We start from the raw sequence: 16,983 nt of genomic DNA, 5'->3' as shown, positions 1-16,983 counted from the left end.
GAGGCAATTGGATGCACCACACAGGCGGGCCGGGTTGGCGGATCACCATGGATACTTCGGGTCCCATGCTCATTGCACTGTACCTTCGCGACGCGGCCGGGCTGGACGGCGCCGGGCATCCAGCCCTATGCCACGCGGCGCCGAAAATCCGGCCCGCTGACCACACACACCTCATCGCGGAGGTGGGCGGGGTTAGCGCGCTGAGGACGGAATGGGAGGCGTGGTGGGAACAACTCCTGAAAGCGCATCCCGAGATGTCGCCGGAACTGGGTCCGCCCGGCTTCCGTGACTTCGGCAATTCCCCTGCCCTCCGGCGGGTACTCCAGGCGCATTTTGGAGCTGCGCTGTCCTGGGCCCGGGAACGCCGCGGCGAGTACCTGACGTTGGAAGCTGAACGTGAAGTCGCTGGGTCGGTGCAGCTGCTGCAGGACATGGTGGATGACAGGCTGCTCGAGGTGGGCCGGGCCGCCAGGGATTTCACCCTGACCATCATTGAACTTCCACTTGCAGAACCCCGGGCCTGGTATCTGGAGCCGGACAAGATCGTGATGAGCTCTGAGCTGCTCTCCCAGCCGGAGCTGTTCCGCAGCTTTGTGCAGCCCGTGGTGGATTTGCTGGTCTGAGTTCCGCCGGTCCGTGCACTGCATGCGGACCGAACTCACCGCTTAGCGCGCCGGCTCTTCGGCGACGGTGATCCTGAGAAGCCCGGCCGGCATTTCCGCCGGCTGCCAGCCGTTGCGCTTCTGCCTGCTCCATTGGCGCCCGTCGACCTGGACTTCCGTGACGGAGAGGACCTTGGCGTTGGCAACCGCCCACTGGGCGACGGCCCACGCCTGGGCACCTTCGGTTTCCAGTACAAGGCTCCGGGCCTCCGTGGTGGCAGGAATTGCGCCAAAGTCGGCGGTCAGCCTGTCCTGCACGGCGGCCGGGTCGCCCGCCGCATCGGGGTCCCGCAGGGTGCAGTCGAGGCCCGCGGGGGTCTGTCCGGTCAGTGCGGAGGCGAAAGCACGGGCCATCGGCTCATGCGCCGCGTAAGCGTTCGGGTAGGCCGATCGCTGGACGCGCTGCGCGGCGTCGGTGATGGCCATGTTCTGGAAGCCCGGGATCTTCACCAGGGCATCGTAGAAGGCGTTGCTCGCATGGTGGGGATCCATCACCTGATCCGTTGTGCCCCAGCCCTGCGAGGGGCGCTGCTGGAAGAGGCCACGCGAGTCCGGGCCGGCTTCGTCGCCGTGGCCGATGTTCCGGAGCTTGGACTCCTGCATTGCCGTGGCCAAGGCAATACTGGCCGCCCGGGCCGGGAGGCCCCGCCGGACGGCGACGGCCGCGATCAAGCCGGCATTGGCGGCCTGATCCGCGGCAAGATCATCGCTGCTGCCACCCACAGCTGTACAACGTTCGGTGATAAGGACTTCCGAGCGCTGCAGGAAGGTCACGGCCGTGTAGATCCCGCCGGCGACCAGCGCGAGGGTCAGCAGCAGCACAAGCCGACGGCGCAAGCTGCCTCTGCGTGCCACGAACTACTCCCTCAGGCCCTGCCGGGGCCGCGGTATTCTGCCGACGGTTTTATCTTTGCGCACCCCGGCCTAGTTTGCGTGAAGTGCCTCGTTGAGTTCAACGGTTTGGCCCTTACGGGGGAGGACCTCAACCTCGCCGGTGGAGGAGTTGCGGCGGAACAGTAGATTGGGCACACCCGAGAGCTCAACGGCCTTGACGATCCGGCTGGTGTCTTCGCCGTCGGCGTCATTGGCGCCGACCACGCGGACGCGGGTGCCGGCCGTCACGTACAGGCCGGCCTCTACGACGGAGTCATCGCCGATGCTGATGCCCACCCCGGAATTGGCGCCCAGCAGTACGCGTTCGCCCAGCGAAATCTTTTCCTTGCCGCCGCCGGACAGGGTCCCCATGATCGAGGCGCCGCCGCCGACGTCGGACCCGTCACCGGCGACCACACCGGCCGAAATACGGCCTTCGACCATCGAGCTGCCGAGCGTACCGGCGTTGAAGTTCACAAATCCTTCGTGCATCACTGTGGTGCCTTCAGCCAGGTACGCACCGAGGCGGACGCGGTCGGCGTCGGCAATCCGCACGCCGGAGGGGACAACATAGTCGACCATGCGGGGGAACTTGTCCACGCCGTAGACGGTGACGGCGCCGCGCCTGCGCAGCCGGGCGCGGGTCAGTTCGAAGCCCTCAACGGCGGCCGGCCCGAAGCTGGTCCACACAACGTTGGGGAGCTTGCCGAAGATCCCGTCCAGGTTGATGCTGTTCGGCCTGACCAGGCGGTGGGAGAGCAGATGCAGGCGCAAGTAGGCGTCTGCGGTATCGGCGGGCGCTTCGTCAAGGTGGATCTGGACGAACACGACCTTCTGCTCGGTGCCGCGGTCAGCGTCAGCGCCGGTCGAGGCGATCTCGAGGAGCGCCTGGTCCGCGTTGGCTACATCCCGGAGGCTCTCGGCCGCAGTCCCCAGGGCCGGGGCCGGGAACCAGACATCCAGCACGGTGGCTGCACCGTTGCCGGTCGCGATCGTGGCAACGCCGTATCCGTAGGCGGAGCGGGCGTCGGCGGGCACGGCGGAAGAAGCGGTTTCAGTCATGTTCCCAGTGTATCGACGGCGGCTGCGGTGGCCGAAACCGGCACCTTCCACATGACCGGGTGGTTGACGCTGACGGGGTTACCCGGAATGCCGCATACGCGGGACGGCCAGGGAGGCCAGCGGATAAAGTGGGAGGGTGACTGCCCCGGACCCGAACCTGCACCCAAACGCCCGCACCCACGCTGCCGCCCGCCTGGACCTGCACCAGGACGTTGCCCTGCTGACAGCGCAGCTGATCGACATTTACAGTGTTTCCGGCGCTGAGGGGGAACTGGCCGACGCGGTGGAGCATGCCCTGCGTGCCATCAACGGGCTGGACGTGGTCCGCGACGGTGACGCAATCATTGCCCGGACCAATCTGGGCCGGGCCGAACGGGTTATCCTGGCCGGGCACCTGGACACGGTGCCGCTGCCCGCGACGGACGGCTCCCTTGGTACCGTACCGTCCTACTGGCCCTCGGGCGCGCCCGGAAAGGGGATTCTCTACGGGCGCGGTGCCACCGATATGAAGGGCGGCGTCGCGGTTCAGCTGGCCCTCGCGGCAGGGCTGTTCGACGCAGGCGCGGAGCCGGACAAGGACGTGACGTTCGTCTTCTACGACCACGAAGAGGTTGAGGCCGTCAAGAGCGGACTGGGCCGCTTGGTCCGTAACCACGGCGGCCTGCTGGACGGGGACTTCGCGATCCTGCTGGAACCCACGGACGGGACGGTCGAGGGCGGGTGCAACGGCACGATCCGCTTCGAGGTGACCACCGTTGGCGAAGCGGCGCATTCGGCCCGCGCTTGGATGGGCAGCAATGCAATCCACGCAGCCGCGCCAATCCTTGCCCGGCTCGCCGAGTACCAACCCCGCACCATCAACGTGGACGGGCTGGACTACCGCGAGAGCCTCAACGCGGTGAAAATCAACGGCGGAACCGCCGGAAACGTCATCCCGGACCGCTGCGTTGTCGAAATCAACTATCGCTTCGCCCCGGACAAATCCCCGGACGACGCCGAACAGCACGTCAGGAAGCTGCTGGCGGGATTCGACGTCGTTCGCACCGACGCTGCAGCGGGCGCCCGGCCCGGGCTGAACCACGCGGCCGCCGCGTCCTTCGTGGCTGCCGTGGGTGGGGAGCCGAAACCAAAATACGGCTGGACCGACGTCGCCCGCTTTAGTGAGTTGGGCATCCCCGCGGTGAACTTCGGCCCGGGGGACGCTTTGCTGGCGCACAAGGACAACGAGCATGTCGAGGCCGATGCGATCCGCGAATGCCTGCGTGCGCTGCGGAGCTGGCTCGCCGGCTAGCACCGCCAAACAGCAAAAAAGGTCCGGAACCCTGGTTCCGGACCTTTTTCGTGCTGCGAGCGAACTATTTGGTGTCGACGGTTACCTGGCCTTGGCCATACCGCCGGCTGCTTTTTTCGAGCCACGGCGTTCGATCCAGATGGCCAACCGGGATACTGCCAGGTTGATCAGGATGTAAATCGCCGCGGCCACAAAGAAGATGGGGAAGAGGAACTGCGGGCCGAGGAAGTCCGCCATGACCTGCACGGCGCGCAGGAGCTCACCGTACGCCACGATGTACCCCAACGAGGTGTCCTTAAGAAGCACAACAAGCTGGGCTACAAGCGAGGGCAGCATCCGGCGGATCGCCTGCGGCAATTCAATGAACATACGGGATTGGAAGCTGGTCAGGCCGATGGCCAGGCCTGCTTCACGCTGGCCCTTAGGCAGCGACTGGACGCCGGCGCGGATGATCTCCGCGAAGATCGCAGCGTTGTAGAGCACGAGCCCTGCAACGACGGCGACGTAGGAACTGGTCCCGAACACCAGCAGTACAAAGAACATCATCAGCACCACTGGCATGCCGCGCAGGAATTCCAGGACAACCCGGATCGGAATCCGGATCGCCGGTACCAAGGAAATCCGCAGCAGGCTAATGACCAGGCCCAGCGGGAAGGCAATGACGGCAGCGACGGCCGCTGCGGTCAGGGTGGCGCCAAGCCCGTCGCCAATGAGTTTCCAGACGTCGGGATTGCCGAAGATTTCCCAGCGGCGCGCCTCGAAGATCCCCTGCGAGGCAAGGGTGGCGATAGCCAAGGCCAGCAGCCCGGCGATCAGGAGCGCACCGATGACAGAAGCGATCAAAGAGATGCGGCGGGCCTTGGGCCCGGGGACGTCGTAGAGAACGGAAGTCATCGGGCGATCGCCACCTTTCGTTCAACGCGGGCGGCAAAGATGCCGAGCGGGATAGTGATCAGGAGGTAGAAGAAAGCGACTCCGGCAAGGACCCAAAGAACCTTGTCACCATTGGCGTTCGCCAGTTGCTTGCCCTCGCCGAAGAGTTCAAGGACAAAAAAGGCGCCGGCAACCGAGGAGTTCTTCACGAGGGCGATCAGGATATTGATCATCGGTGGAATCACGGTGCGCAGGGCCTGCGGCAGGACAATGTGGGAGAGCACCTGGCCGAAACCCATACCGATACTGCGTGCAGCTTCAGCTTGGCCTACTGGAACGCTGTTTACACCGGACCGGACGGCCTCGGCGATAAAAGCGGAGGTGTAAGCGCTCAGGGCGATGATCGCGGCAACTTCGAACTGCTGGAACGTCACACCCAACCGCGGCAGCACAATGGCGGCGAAAAAGAAGGCAATGGTCAGGGGGGTATTGCGGACAATTTCGACATAGAACATGCTGAACCCCCGCAACGCCGCCACCGGGGAGACGCGGGCTGCTGCCAGCAGGGTACCGACGATCAAGGAGATAATGCCGGAAACGACGGCAAGAAAAAGGGTTCTGAGAAATCCGTCCCAATACGCCGGGAGGTTTTCAATGATGACGTCCATAGGGTCCTTCAGCTGCGTTGAGGGGGCCAGGCGGAAGACGGAAATGGCGGCGGCCCGCGCCGGTCAAGGCACTTGCCGCCGCCACACCGGCTAGTAGCGGTTGATGGCGGGGAGTTCCGGGACGGTCTTGATGACCTTGCCCGCGGTACCTTCCCAAGCCTTCTTGTAGGTGTCGTCCTTGGCAAACGCTTCGAGCTGGTCGTTGATCCAGCCGCGGAAGGCGGTGTCGCCCTTTTTCAGGCCGATGCCGTAAGGCTCCTTGGTGAACGTCTGGTCAGAAGCCAGCTTGAAGGCCTCCGGCTCCTTGTCGACAAATCCGGCGAGGATCACGTTGTCGGTGGTGATGGCTTCAACCTGCTTGTTGCGCAGCGGCTCAAGGCAGGCGGAGTAGGTTGCTGCCGGGACAAGCTCAGCTCCGTACTTCTCCACGATGGTGCCGGCCGGTGTTGAGCCGGTCACGGAGCAAACCTTCTTGCCCTTGACGTCCTCGGGCTTGGTGATGGAGGTGTTGTCCTTGTTCACCATCAGCGCCTGGCCGGCTTCGTAGTACGGTCCGGCGAAGTCGACCTCGTTTTTACGCTTGTCGCTGATCGTGTAGGTAGCGACGATGATGTCGACCTTGCCCTGCTTGATGAATTCCTCGCGGTTGGCGGACACCGTTTCCACCCACTCGATCTTGTCGGCGGGGATGCCCAGCTTGCCGGCGATGGCCTTGCCGATTTCGACGTCGAAGCCCACCGGCTTGCCGTCCAGGCCCTTCTGGCCGAAGAGCGGCTGGTCAAACTTGGTGCCAATGGTGATCTTGCCTGCCGAGGAGAGCTTCGCCATGGTGGTGTCGGCTGCAAAGCTCGGCTTCTCGGCGACCGGCGGGGCGCTGGTGGTGGTGCTGCTGCTGCCGCCGCAAGCGCTCAGGCCGAGGGCTACTGCAGCGGATGCTGCGATCAACAGGGATTTCCTACGGGTCAAAAATGCCTTCATGGCATTCCTTTCATTGGAGGGCCATTGGTGGACGGCCAGGATGCGAATCGTATGGTCGGCTAATGGGTCAACAGCTTGGACAGGAAGTCCTTGGCGCGGTCGGTTTTGGGATTGGTGAAGAACTCCTCAGGCGTGGCGTCCTCGATGATTTCACCGTCGGCCATAAACACCACGCGGTCCGCTGCCTTGCGGGCGAATCCCATCTCGTGCGTTACCACGATCATGGTCATGCCGTCCTTCGCCAACTGGACCATCACGTCGAGGACTTCGTTGATCATTTCCGGGTCAAGGGCCGAGGTGGGCTCATCGAAGAGCATAACCTTGGGTTTCATGGCCAGGGCCCGGGCGATCGCGACGCGCTGCTGCTGTCCGCCGGAAAGCTGGGCGGGGAGTTTTGGGGCCTGATGTCCGACGCCGACGCGCTCCAGCAGCGTCATAGCTTCCTTGTCGGCCTGCGCCTTGGACTCGCCCTTGACCTTAATCGGCCCGAGCGTGACGTTTTCCAGGATCGTTTTGTGCGCGAAGAGGTTGAAGGACTGGAACACCATTCCGACGTCGGCCCGCAGCTTGGCGAGGTCTTTGCCCTCGGCGGGCAGTTCCTTCCCGTCAATGGTGATGACGCCGTCGTCGATCGTTTCGAGGCGGTTAATGGCACGGCAGAGCGTGGACTTGCCGGATCCCGACGGTCCGATGACAACAACAACCTCGCCCTTGCGGACGTTCAGGTTGATGTCCTTCAGCACGTGCAACTGGCCGTAGTGCTTATTGACGGCATTCAGGGAGACGAGAGCATCGCCGGGCACTTGAGTAGTCATAAGAAGAATCTAGCGAACATCGGCGGCATATGACCGCAATCACTCCTACTTCCTACGGATCGTAATTGAAGAGATACCTGCAGGTCAGAGACTCTGGGGCAACCTCGGGTAACCTCCGGCGCTGCGGACCGGCACTGCGCGCAGCGGTGTCCCCGCGGGCTGAGCCGGTGGGCCGGGGCATCCGCGCTACCCTGTGGGCCGGGGCATCCGCGCTACCCTGTGGGCATGAGTACAGATTCGCAGCAGCACGATCAGCCGGCCGGCGCCGCAACGACAGCCGGCAACACACCCGGCGCAGGCGCCGGACAGCCGCCAGCCAGCGTTGGTGAGGCGCCGCCGGTCGCCGGGATCCGGCATAAGGGTCCGCTGGAATTGCGGCGCAAAGCTGCCAAAGTCACGATGTCCGACAGCACGCTGCTGGATACGAAGGGTCCGGGCCAGTTCGTCCACACCGACCCGTGGCGTGTCCTCAGGATCCAAAGCGAGTTTGTCGAAGGGTTCGGTGCGCTGGCGGACCTGGGCCCGGCGGTCAGCGTATTCGGCTCGGCCCGGACCGTACCCGGCAGCACTAACTACGAACTCGCCGTCGAAGTGGGACGTCAGCTGGCAGAAGCCGGGTTGGCCGTGATCACCGGCGGCGGCCCCGGTTCGATGGAGGCAGCCAATAAGGGCGCAGTGCAGGGCAACGGGGTGTCTGTGGGGCTCGGCATCGAACTGCCCTTCGAGCAGGGGATGAACCAGTGGGTGGACCTGGGTATCAACTTCCGTTACTTCTTCGCCCGCAAAACCATGTTCGTGAAGTACGCCCAGGGGTTCATTGTGCTCCCGGGCGGCCTCGGGACACTTGATGAACTCTTCGAGGCTATGGTCCTCGTCCAGACCCGGAAGGTCACCTCCTTCCCGATTGTCCTGATCGGCTCAGACTTCTGGGCGCCGATGCTGGCGTGGATTCAAAACACGCTGGTCTCCGAGGGAATGATGTCAGCGGAGGATCTGGACCTGCTGCAGGTCGTGGACGACCCGGCCCTGGCGGTCGCGCTGGTTGTGGAGGGCGCCGCACGGCACCGGAATCCCAACGGGACAAGCACCTCCAGCGGAACGGTAAACGGCTCCGGCCCAGAAACAGCCGGCGGCACGCGCGGCTGACCGCCCGCCCGCCCGCCGGAGGAGCGCCCGTCTGGCACGATGGGAGAGTGAGTTTTTTCCTGGTCCTTCTTGCGGTCGCGCTGACCGGCGCCGCGTTCCTCCTTGGCACCGGCAACGCGTCGAAGATCTTCCGCGGCCGCCGGGGCACAGACTCCGGCGAGCTGCACGCCCTCGATGACGGCTTCGACCAGCCGGTTGCCAACCTTCCGCCGGTGCTGCTTCCGGCCCAGGCCGTGCCGTCCGACGTCGACCGGCTGCGTTTTGCTGTGGCCCTTCGCGGTTACCGGATGGACCAGGTGGACGAGGTGCTCGATGAGTTGCGGGACCAGCTCGCCGCCAAAGACGGCACCATCGCGGATCTTGGCGCTGAACTCGCACGCCGTCGGCGGGAACCGTGAGAAGTGAACCGCCGCAGGCCCGGGCGCCGGCGGCCGAGCATGTTCCGGCCAGGCGGGGTGTAGCCGGGCTGGCTGTCGGGCTGGCTGCCCGGCTGGCGGGCTGGCCATGGTGGGCCCAGGTGGCCGGGCTCTACGCCGCCGCCCGGTTCATCAGTGCCTGCATTTTTACGGCCGCCGCCCTGCACCAGGGCCCCAATCCTTGGTTCCCGGCGAAGCCGGACTATTGGTCGTTCATAAATATCTGGGACGCCCGCTGGTATGGCGAAGCACTCCAAAACGGCTACCCGGACGTCTTGCCGACGGACGGTGCCGGAAACGTTCAGGAGAACGCGTGGGCGTTCTACGCGCTCTTTCCCATGCTGGGCCGGGTGGTCGCCGGGCTGACCGGAATGACCCCCGCGTTCGCCCTGACGCTTATTGCCATGCTCTGCGGTCTGGGTGCGGCACTTGTCATCTACCGGCTCTTCCGGCTCCGGGCCACACCCGGCGCCGCGCTGTGGGGAACGGTGTTGGTTTCCACCTTCCCGGTGTCGCCGGTGCTCCAGGTGCCCTACGCCGAGTCGCTGAACCTGCTGTTGCTGTCCACCGCCCTGCTGCTGGTGATGGAGCGCCGCTACCTGTGGGCCATGCCGGCCGTCGTACTGATGTGCCTGTCCCGGCCCACCGGGGTGCCGTTCGCCGCGATGCTGGGGATGCTGTTCCTCCTCCGGGTGTGGCAGCACCACCCCCGCACCCGCCGGCCGGCCCTCGGGGATGGTCCCGGGACCGGCGCCGCGGCGCGGTCCCTGGCGGCCACCCACAGCAGGACCGAACTCTGGTCGCTCGGCGGGCTGACGGCGGTTAGCGGAATCGCCGCCCTCGCCTGGCCGGCAATCGCCTGGTACGTTACCGGCGACCTGCAGGCCTATACAAAAACTGAAACCGTCTGGCGCGGCGAGGAATTGGTGCCGCTAAAACCCTGGTTCGACACCGGAATTCTGCTCTTCGGCCCGGTTATCGGGGTGCTGGCGCCTTTCGCTTTCGTTGCGCTGTTCGCGGCGGCCATGATGTCCCGCCCCGTGCGTGCGCTGGGCGCTGAACTGCGGCTGTGGTGTGTCTGTTACCTGGGCTACCTGCTGGTCTTCCTGCACCCCCAGACCAGTACGTTCCGGATGCTGCTGCCGCTCTTCCCGCTGGCCCTCAGCGCGGCCTTCATCTCCCGGTCCCGCGCTTACCGCGGCACCCTGGTGATTATGTTCCTGCTGCTGCAGATGGTCTGGATCGTGTGGCTGTGGGCCTGGGCGCCACTGCCCGGCGGAGGGGACTATCCGCCGTGACGCGGAGCACCTTTGGGCGCAGCCGGCCCGGTGCGGCGCGGCGCGTCGGAAAGTCCAGCGATTAGCTACAGCCGCGTTGTTACGCGATAATAGCTGGTAAGCAAGGACAAGAAGCAAACTGAGTATGTGGCCCTGGTGGTACCCATCACGGCTGCCGGGCAGCTTGATTGACTAAGCGGACGCAGCCCGGCCGGGCTGGTATGTCACTGGACTAATGGAGGGGATATTCCTTATGGCGGCAATGAAACCACGCACCGGCGACGGCCCGATGGAAGTTACCAAAGAAGGACGAAGCTTGATCATGCGTGTGCCGCTCGAAGGCGGCGGACGGCTCGTGGTCGAACTCAACTCCGCTGAAGCTGCCAATTTGAAGGAATGCCTCGTCGGCGTTACCGAATAGCTTCGCTGAATGCTCTGACAACGGGCGGGGTCCGCAGCCGGGTGGCTGCGGACCCCGCCCGCTGTTGTGGTGCGGGACCTGCCGGCCGCGTAACCGTGGAGCTGCCCTGCTACTTCTTGACTGCGACCAGCAGGCCGTCGCCGGTCGGGAGCATGGCTGAGGCGAGACGGTCGTCCTCACGGATGGACTTGCCCACCTGGCGGAGGATCACGGTGGTGGCCTCACGCGCGGCAGGGTTGGCGACGCGGTCCTTGTCCAGCGCATCGTTGACGATCAGCAATCCGCCGGACTTGAGCAGCCGGACTGCCTGTTCCACATAGCCGGGGTAGTTGGGTTTGTCGGCGTCAATAAAGACCAGGTCGTAGGCGCCGTCTGTCAGCCGGGGGAGGACGTCGCGGGCGCGGCCGGAGATGGTCCGTGTCCGGTTAGCCGGGCTGCCGGCCTCCTGGAACGCCTCCCGCGCGGCCTTGAGGTGTTCGACGTCGACGTCGATGGTGGTCAGGACGGCGTGCGGACCCAGCCCGCGCAGGATGCAGACTCCGGAGACCCCTGCGCCGGTGCCGATTTCGACGGCGGTCTGGGCCTTGGAAGCGGCAGCCAGGACGGTCAGGACAGCACCCACGCCGGGGCCGACCGGGGTGACTCCCAATTCGAAGGACCGTTCGCGCGCGTGCAACAGGACCTCATCCTCGGCAGGCAGATCTTCTGCGTAGGACCAGCTCGTAGACTTATCGGCGCTCATGGATTCGCTTTCTGGGCGGCAGGGGATAGTTCCCTCCAGCGTACTGGGTCAGGGGGGACCCGGCAGGCAGGCGCCACCGCTGGCGCGGTCACAGTGCACTCGCCGCCGTGGGCACGGCCGGCCGGCGCGGGCCGCCGGTTCTGCCGAGGGCGGAAGGGTGGCCGGCGTCAGGAAATTCCCAGAAAATTTTGAAAAGATGGATATCCGCTCATCCGCGTGGTGATCGGCGCCGAATCAAGGATGCCGGAGCTTGCAGCCGCAAGCACCGTCCACGGCGTAAGCACCATCCACGAGGGGAGCGGACAATGTCGGTAGTGGCAGCTGTCCCTGTAGCTGAAGAGTCCCAGGCCGCGGCGGAGGCCGTATGGGTCCGGCCCACCTGGGAGGAAGTGGTGACCAACCACTCCGCCAAGGTGTACCGGCTCGCGTATCGTCTCACCGGCAACAAGTACGACGCCGAGGACCTTACCCAGGAAGTATTTGTCCGGGTCTTCCGTTCGCTGGAGAACTTCAAACCGGGCACCCTGGACGGTTGGCTGCACCGGATCACCACGAACCTGTTCCTGGACCAGGCGCGGCGCAAAAGCCGGATCCGCTTCGACGCGCTGGCTGACGACGCAGAATCCCGCCTGCCCGGCCGAGAGCCCGGCCCGGAACAGAGCTTTGAATTCAACAACCTGGACGTCGACGTGCAGGCTGCCCTGGAGGAACTCCCGCCGGACTTCCGTGCCGCCGTCGTCCTCTGCGACCTTGAGGGGCTCTCCTATGACGAGGTCGCCGTCGCTTTGGGCATCAAGCTCGGTACCGTCCGCTCCCGGATTCACCGCGGGCGCACCATGCTTCGGGAGAAGCTGGCCCACCGTGACCCGAGGCCGCCGCAGTCCGCCAAGGCGTCGCTGAAGCCGCGGCTGAAGATGCCGCGCATTGCCGGCCTCCTCTGAACCAGGCGATGCGTCTGCTCCAGCGACTGCTCCGCTTTCCGCACAAGCGTCGGAGCCGGCACCGGGACTCATGCCCGGACTGCCAGCTGCAGAAGCGCCGGGAACGGCAGTACCTGGAGCGGCTGCGCGGAGCGGACGTGCCCGTGGCCAGCAGCGACCTCACTGCACGACTGCTGGCGCGCACCGCGGAACTCGCCAGCGCTGAGCAGCCGGACCGCCGTCCGCCGTCAACGGTCCCTGGCCGCCGCCCCGTGCTGCGTGCCTCGGCGATCGCGGCCGGCAGTGCTGCGGCCGCCGCGGCCTTGCTCGGCGGATCGGCCTATCTGATGGGCGCCGACCCTGCCCAGCGGCCCGGCGTCGCGCCCGCCACAGCGTTTTTCCAGCAGGATCCTGCTGGTTTCGGGGCCGATGCCATGGACGGAGCGTCCGGCGCGCCAGCGGGCTGGAGCCTCACCGGCGAACCCGATTTCACTCCGGCCGGCTCGCTGAGCACGGCCCAGCTGACCATGCTGCGCTCCGAGGGGTGGTCCTGCCCCGTGCTCCGTGAACTCGGCTACCACCTGATCTGGGCCAGGGGCCGGGTGCTGACCGGCGGCGACGTTGTGGAGCTGCGCCTCACGGACGGCCGGCATTTCACCACCATCCTCGAACAGCACGGCGCTCCGGACCGGCAGCGCGGCCCGGCAGGGCAGTCCGGCTTTCCTGAAACCGCCCCGCCACTGAACCCGCTCACGGGCCACCCGGCACCACTGGACGGCTTCACCTCAGCGGTGTTGCCTGCGGGGAACGCCGCAGCGGGCGTGGAGCCAGGGGTTGGCGCGAGCCAAGGCAGCCTCTGGGTAAATCATGCCGCGCCCTTCGCTGCCATCTACAAGGCGGACCAAACTACCTTCACCTACGTCTCGGACCAGCCCGCGGAGCGGACAGGCGAGGCCGTGGCCGCCCTGGTCCGGGCCCGTAACTTGGCCGTCGGAACGGCCGCCGGCCAGGGCCAGGAACCGCAGGGAACGATCCACGGCCCTGCGACGGCGGACGTCGGCGGTCCGGAGTCCGGGCCCGGGCACGATTTCATCAGCCGGATGGAACGGGGCATGGGCAGGATTCTGGAGTTGCTGGCACCGTGACGTGCGGATTTGGTGGGGTCACGCGCCGGGTATTCCGGCCGAATCGTCGCGGCCCCGCGTGAGAGGGTAATCTTCGTACAATGCTTGGAATCAATGGACCGGAGTTCCTCCTTCTGCTGATCATCGGCCTTCTGGTGATTGGCCCCAGCAGGCTGCCCGAATACACTCAGAAACTTGCCAACATCGTTAAGGAAGTCCGGCGGATGGCGTCGGGGGCCAGAGAGCAGATCAAGGACGAAGTCGGCATCGACATCGACGACGTTGACTGGAAGAAATACGATCCCCGGCAGTACGATCCGCGCCGGATCATCAAAGAGGCGCTGCTTGACGATGACACCAAGCCGGTCAGCGGCGGCGCCCCGGCGGCGGCAGTAGCCACCGTTGCGGCAGCTGCGTCGGTTCCCCGGCCGGACCGAATTGTCGAGCGGCTCCCGGACGGCGAGCAGGCGCCCTTCGACTCGGAGGCTACTTAACTGGCTGCAGGCCCAGCGACTTTCCGTTGAGCCCGCGCGGGATGGCACCGATTCTGCCGGCAATGTCCAGCAGCGCCGCGGCGGCGGGAGTTTCGGGCCTGCCCAGCACCAGCGGGACACCGGTGTCGCCCCCCTCCCGCAAGAGAATGTCCAGCGGAATCTGTCCCAGCAGTGGAACATCAGTTCCCACAGTCGCTGAGAGCCGCTCGGCCAGCATGGCGCCGCCGCCACTGCCGAACAGCTCCATCCGGCCGCCGTCGGGCATTTCAAGGTAGGACATGTTCTCCACAACACCGGCGACGACTTGGCCGGTCTGGGTCGCGAGGGCACCCGCCCGCTCGGCCACATCCGCAGCAGCGGCCTGGGGAGTGGTCACCACGAGGATCTGGGCTTGGGGCAGCAGCTGGGCCACGGAGATGGCGATGTCACCGGTGCCGGGCGGAAGGTCCAGGAACAAGGCGTCGAGATCGCCGAAGTAGACGTCGGTGAGGAACTGCTCCAGCGCCCGGTGCAGCATGGGCCCGCGCCAGGCGACAGGCTGGTTGGCGGTGACGAACATACCGATCGAGATGACTTTGACCCCGTAGGCGACCGGCGGCAGGATCATGTCATCGACCCGGGTGGGGGACTGGGTGATGCCCATCAACGCCGGGACGGAGAAACCGTAGACGTCGGCATCGACGATCCCCACCCGCAGGCCACGTGCCGCGAGGGCGCAGGCGAGGTTTACCGTCACTGAGGACTTGCCGACGCCGCCCTTGCCGCTCGCGACGGCGTATACCTTGGTCAATGATCCGGGGTCGTTGAACGGGATGCCGCGTTGGCCGCCGGCACCGCGGAGCTGGTCCTTGAGGGCGTCGCGCTGTTCCTGGGTCATGACTTTCAGCTCGACCTCGACGCCTGTGACGCCCGGCACGGCGGACACTGCCGACTCGCAATCGGCGGTGATGGTTCCGCGCAGCGGGCAGCCGGCAATGGTCAGGAGTACAGAGACCCGTACCTGCCCGGCCGCGGAAATCTCCGCCGCTTCCACCATGCCCAATTCAGTGATCGGACGGCGGAGCTCCGGATCGATGACGGTGGCGAGTGCGGCCTGCACTGCCCCGGCCAGCGGGGAGTCCGGGACGGTGCCGGGGGTGGTGCTGTCCTGGCTGAAGCTCATGCGGTAGGTGCTCAGTTCTCGGGGAGTACGGGGGGCGCAGGCGCGCCGGCATGGTCCGCGCCGGCGTTGTTCTGCTGTTCGGCCAAGGCGCCGGACTTCTTATTTGCCCTGGGCTTGCTCTCAGACCGGACCCGGGGGATCTGCTGGGTCCGGGGACTGCGCTGTTTGTCGCGGCGTTCCTTCAGTTTTTCCTTGACCTTGTCCCGCGGCGACTCGTGAACACCTGCGGACGGATCGTGGGTGCGCAGTTCCTCCTGTGCTTCCAGCATGTCCTCCAGCAGGCTCCGCAGCTCGGCCCGGACGTAATCGCGGGTGGCGACTTCGCGCAGGGCGATGCGCAGCGAAGCGAGTTCCCGGGTCAGGTATTCGGTGTCGGAGAGGTTCCGCTCTGCCCGCTGGCGGTCCTGCTGCAGGGAGACGCGGTCACGGTCGTCCTGCCTGTTCTGGGCCAGCAGCAGCAGCGGCGCGGCGTAGGAGGCCTGCAGTGAAAGCATAAGGGTCAGCAGGGTATACCCGAGGGCCCGGGAGTCGAACTGCCATTCGGAGGGCGCGAATGTGTTCCACCCCAGCCAGATGACGACGAACACCGTCATGTAGACCAGGAACTGCGGGGTGCCCATAAAGCGGGCGAACCCTTCAGTGGTCTGGCCAAAGGCGTCCGGGTTGGGGGAGAACTTCGGCAGGATCCGCTGGCGGCCGCTCAGGGGCGTATCGAGGCCGCCCCTGTCGGCTTTGCTGCCCGGCCGTGCCTGGGGGTTCCGTGCTGCGCTGATATCAGCCAATGCGGCCTCCAAGCTTCCTTATCGGGACATCGTCCTCGTGGGCGCGCCAGTCATCGGGCAGCAGATGATCCAGCACATCGTCAACAGTCACCGCCCCTACAAGCCGACCGTCGCTGTTAACAACGGGGAGCGAGTTGAGGTTGTAGGTGGCCAGCGTCCGGGCCACCTCGCTGATGTGCGCGAGGTCCGAGACCGGTTCCAGGGTCTTGTCCACGAGGTTGCCCAGCGGTTCGGGCGGCGGAAAGCGGAGCAGCTGCTGGATATGGACGACGCCCAGGAAACGGCCCGTAGGCGTCTCCAACGGGGGCCGGGCAATAAAGATCGACGACGCCAGGGCGGGTGAGAGCTCTTCGCGGCGCACATGGGCGAGGGCTTCCGCGACGGTGGCTTCGGGAGGCAGGATGACTGGGACCGGGGTCATCAGGCCGCCGGCGGTGTCCTCGTCGTATTCAAGCAGCCGCCGGACGTCTTCTGCGCCTTCGGGTTCCATCAGTTGCAGCAGTTCTTCGGCCTGGGCGCTGGGAAGCTCCGCGAGGAGGTCGGCGGCGTCGTCCGGGTCCATTTCCTCCAGCACGTCTGCCGCGCGGTTCACGTCAAGGGCGGAGAGGATCTCGACCTGGTCGCCTTCGCGCATCTCCTGGAGGACGTCGGCCAACCGTTCGTCCTGAAGTTCGCTGGCGACCTCGAAGCGGCGCTTGTCGCTCATTTCCTGGAGCGCCTCGGCAAAGTCGGCAGGCTTGAGGTCCTCGTGGGTCGCGACGAACTGGGTTGCTGCCTGGGGTTCGGTGTGGGCGCCCTGCTGCGCGTCGGCCCAATCGATAATCATGGTCTCGTTGCGGCGGAGCCGGCTCAGCGGGGAGAGGGAATGCCCGCGGCGGACAAAAAGCTTGCTGACAAACCAGTCGCCGGAGCGGTGCTTGTCCATCGCGATGTCCTCGATTGTGGCATCTCCGCTGCCGTCGGCGAGGGTCACACGGCGGTCGAACATTTCGGCTACGACGAGGGTTTCGGCTCCGCGCTGTTCGAAACGGCGCAGGTTTACCAGTCCGGTGCAGATGACCTGGGTCTGGTCGATCGAGGTGATCCGAGTCATCGGCACAAAGACGCGCTTCTTGCCCGGCACCTCAACGACGATGCCCACAACGTGCGGCGCGCCCCGGGAACCTCGGGAGAGCACCACAACGTCACGCAGCCTGCCCAGGCGGTCGCCCAGCGGGTCAAAGACGTCGAGTCCGAGGAGGCGGGCAACAAACACCCGCGAAAGATTTGTGCTCACC

Annotated in this window: 19 protein-coding genes; 9 read left to right on the top strand and 10 right to left on the bottom strand. The window is 65.8% G+C overall.

The window, feature by feature from the left end:
* Window positions 1-11: 11 nt before the first annotated feature.
* Window positions 12-623, top strand: coding sequence for a hypothetical protein (locus tag QK287_RS06880; protein ID WP_226776098.1), 612 nt, complete (start codon window positions 12-14; stop codon window positions 621-623).
* Window positions 624-665: 42 nt separating this feature from the next.
* Here the strand turns inward: QK287_RS06880 and QK287_RS06875 are convergent, their stop codons facing one another.
* Window positions 666-1,517 (bottom strand): hypothetical protein, encoded by an 852-nt coding sequence (locus QK287_RS06875; RefSeq protein ID WP_226776099.1) that lies wholly within the window; start codon window positions 1,515-1,517, stop codon window positions 666-668.
* Window positions 1,518-1,586: 69 nt separating this feature from the next.
* On the bottom strand, window positions 1,587-2,597 hold the full coding sequence (gene dapD, locus QK287_RS06870) for a 2,3,4,5-tetrahydropyridine-2,6-dicarboxylate N-succinyltransferase (protein ID WP_226776100.1): 1,011 nt from the start codon (window positions 2,595-2,597) through the stop codon (window positions 1,587-1,589).
* Between the two features lie 136 nt (window positions 2,598-2,733).
* Between dapD and dapE the strand changes: the two genes are divergently transcribed.
* On the top strand, window positions 2,734-3,888 hold the full coding sequence (gene dapE, locus QK287_RS06865) for a succinyl-diaminopimelate desuccinylase (protein WP_282359649.1): 1,155 nt from the start codon (window positions 2,734-2,736) through the stop codon (window positions 3,886-3,888).
* A gap of 81 nt (window positions 3,889-3,969) precedes the next feature.
* Here the strand turns inward: dapE and QK287_RS06860 are convergent, their stop codons facing one another.
* From QK287_RS06860 to QK287_RS06845, 4 genes are all read right to left on the bottom strand, one after another.
* Window positions 3,970-4,782, bottom strand: coding sequence for an amino acid ABC transporter permease (locus tag QK287_RS06860; RefSeq protein ID WP_226776102.1), 813 nt, complete (start codon window positions 4,780-4,782; stop codon window positions 3,970-3,972).
* Window positions 4,779-5,429, bottom strand: coding sequence for an amino acid ABC transporter permease (locus tag QK287_RS06855; RefSeq protein ID WP_226776103.1), 651 nt, complete (start codon window positions 5,427-5,429; stop codon window positions 4,779-4,781). Before QK287_RS06855 ends, QK287_RS06860 begins: the two co-directional genes overlap by 4 nt.
* 90 nt (window positions 5,430-5,519) lie before the next feature.
* Complete coding sequence (locus QK287_RS06850) at window positions 5,520-6,407, bottom strand: glutamate ABC transporter substrate-binding protein (RefSeq protein ID WP_253032297.1); 888 nt, start codon at window positions 6,405-6,407, stop codon at window positions 5,520-5,522.
* Between the two features lie 59 nt (window positions 6,408-6,466).
* Complete coding sequence (locus QK287_RS06845; RefSeq protein WP_226776105.1) at window positions 6,467-7,222, bottom strand: amino acid ABC transporter ATP-binding protein; 756 nt, start codon at window positions 7,220-7,222, stop codon at window positions 6,467-6,469.
* Between the two features lie 225 nt (window positions 7,223-7,447).
* On the opposite strand from QK287_RS06845, the gene QK287_RS06840 reads away from it, so the two are divergent.
* The 4 genes from QK287_RS06840 (at window position 7,448) to QK287_RS06825 (ending at window position 10,482) form a co-directional block, all read left to right on the top strand.
* On the top strand, window positions 7,448-8,368 hold the full coding sequence (locus tag QK287_RS06840; protein WP_282359648.1) for a TIGR00730 family Rossman fold protein: 921 nt from the start codon (window positions 7,448-7,450) through the stop codon (window positions 8,366-8,368).
* Window positions 8,369-8,415: 47 nt separating this feature from the next.
* A complete protein-coding gene (locus tag QK287_RS06835; RefSeq protein WP_226776107.1) occupies window positions 8,416-8,766 on the top strand; it encodes a DivIVA domain-containing protein in 351 nt (116 codons plus the stop codon).
* 92 nt (window positions 8,767-8,858) lie between these two features.
* A complete protein-coding gene (locus QK287_RS06830) occupies window positions 8,859-10,082 on the top strand; it encodes a hypothetical protein (protein ID WP_282359793.1) in 1,224 nt (407 codons plus the stop codon).
* A 232-nt stretch (window positions 10,083-10,314) separates the two neighbouring features.
* Window positions 10,315-10,482, top strand: coding sequence for a DUF3117 domain-containing protein (locus QK287_RS06825; protein WP_160664543.1), 168 nt, complete (start codon window positions 10,315-10,317; stop codon window positions 10,480-10,482).
* A gap of 109 nt (window positions 10,483-10,591) precedes the next feature.
* Here the strand turns inward: QK287_RS06825 and QK287_RS06820 are convergent, their stop codons facing one another.
* Window positions 10,592-11,224 carry an O-methyltransferase gene (locus QK287_RS06820; RefSeq protein WP_282359646.1) on the bottom strand — a complete coding sequence of 211 codons (633 nt, stop codon included), beginning with the start codon at window positions 11,222-11,224 and terminating at the stop codon, window positions 10,592-10,594.
* A 305-nt stretch (window positions 11,225-11,529) separates the two neighbouring features.
* Here QK287_RS06820 and sigE point away from each other — a divergent pair, with 305 nt between their 5' ends.
* The 3 genes from sigE to QK287_RS06805 all read left to right on the top strand — a co-directional run bounded on the left by sigE (window position 11,530) and on the right by QK287_RS06805 (window position 13,762).
* Entirely contained in the window at window positions 11,530-12,165 is a 636-nt protein-coding gene (sigE, locus tag QK287_RS06815) for an RNA polymerase sigma factor SigE (RefSeq protein WP_253032303.1), read from the top strand.
* Between the two features lie 8 nt (window positions 12,166-12,173).
* Entirely contained in the window at window positions 12,174-13,289 is a 1,116-nt protein-coding gene (locus tag QK287_RS06810; protein ID WP_282359645.1) for a hypothetical protein, read from the top strand.
* Window positions 13,290-13,369: 80 nt separating this feature from the next.
* Entirely contained in the window at window positions 13,370-13,762 is a 393-nt protein-coding gene (locus QK287_RS06805) for a Sec-independent protein translocase TatB (RefSeq protein WP_226776111.1), read from the top strand.
* Here QK287_RS06805 and QK287_RS06800 read toward each other — a convergent pair.
* Genes QK287_RS06800 through QK287_RS06790 form a run of 3 tightly spaced genes read right to left on the bottom strand, consistent with a single transcriptional unit; the run spans window position 13,755 to window position 16,982 of the window.
* Window positions 13,755-14,924, bottom strand: coding sequence for an Mrp/NBP35 family ATP-binding protein (locus QK287_RS06800; RefSeq protein WP_282359644.1), 1,170 nt, complete (start codon window positions 14,922-14,924; stop codon window positions 13,755-13,757). The genes QK287_RS06805 and QK287_RS06800 overlap by 8 nt on opposite strands.
* Before the next feature lie 11 nt (window positions 14,925-14,935).
* A complete protein-coding gene (locus tag QK287_RS06795; RefSeq protein WP_226776113.1) occupies window positions 14,936-15,718 on the bottom strand; it encodes a DUF1003 domain-containing protein in 783 nt (260 codons plus the stop codon).
* Complete coding sequence (locus QK287_RS06790; protein WP_226776114.1) at window positions 15,699-16,982, bottom strand: CBS domain-containing protein; 1,284 nt, start codon at window positions 16,980-16,982, stop codon at window positions 15,699-15,701. The genes QK287_RS06795 and QK287_RS06790 overlap by 20 nt, the downstream gene beginning before the upstream one ends.
* Between the last annotated feature and the right edge of the window lies 1 nt (window position 16,983).

It is taken from the genome of Arthrobacter sp. AL05, from assembly GCF_029960715.1.
Lineage (GTDB): Bacteria > Actinomycetota > Actinomycetes > Actinomycetales > Micrococcaceae > Arthrobacter.
Note: the sequence above shows the minus strand (reverse complement) of the source record. Positions and strands in the feature narration are given on the sequence as shown.

Bases quoted from the DNA above. Each gene is read 5' to 3' on its own strand.
- QK287_RS06880 (WP_226776098.1), top strand. From the start codon at position 12: ATGCACCACACAGGCGGGCCGGGTTGGCGGATCACCATGGATACTTCG.
- dapD (WP_226776100.1), bottom strand. From the start codon at position 2,597: ATGACTGAAACCGCTTCTTCCGCCGTGCCCGCCGACGCCCGCTCCGCC.
- QK287_RS06860 (WP_226776102.1), bottom strand. From the start codon at position 4,782: ATGACTTCCGTTCTCTACGACGTCCCCGGGCCCAAGGCCCGCCGCATC.
- QK287_RS06855 (WP_226776103.1), bottom strand. From the start codon at position 5,429: ATGGACGTCATCATTGAAAACCTCCCGGCGTATTGGGACGGATTTCTC.
- QK287_RS06850 (WP_253032297.1), bottom strand. From the start codon at position 6,407: ATGAAGGCATTTTTGACCCGTAGGAAATCCCTGTTGATCGCAGCATCC.
- QK287_RS06845 (WP_226776105.1), bottom strand. From the start codon at position 7,222: ATGACTACTCAAGTGCCCGGCGATGCTCTCGTCTCCCTGAATGCCGTC.
- QK287_RS06840 (WP_282359648.1), top strand. From the start codon at position 7,448: ATGAGTACAGATTCGCAGCAGCACGATCAGCCGGCCGGCGCCGCAACG.
- QK287_RS06825 (WP_160664543.1), top strand. From the start codon at position 10,315: ATGGCGGCAATGAAACCACGCACCGGCGACGGCCCGATGGAAGTTACC.
- QK287_RS06820 (WP_282359646.1), bottom strand. From the start codon at position 11,224: ATGAGCGCCGATAAGTCTACGAGCTGGTCCTACGCAGAAGATCTGCCT.
- sigE (WP_253032303.1), top strand. From the start codon at position 11,530: ATGTCGGTAGTGGCAGCTGTCCCTGTAGCTGAAGAGTCCCAGGCCGCG.
- QK287_RS06810 (WP_282359645.1), top strand. From the start codon at position 12,174: ATGCGTCTGCTCCAGCGACTGCTCCGCTTTCCGCACAAGCGTCGGAGC.
- QK287_RS06805 (WP_226776111.1), top strand. From the start codon at position 13,370: ATGCTTGGAATCAATGGACCGGAGTTCCTCCTTCTGCTGATCATCGGC.
- QK287_RS06800 (WP_282359644.1), bottom strand. From the start codon at position 14,924: ATGAGCTTCAGCCAGGACAGCACCACCCCCGGCACCGTCCCGGACTCC.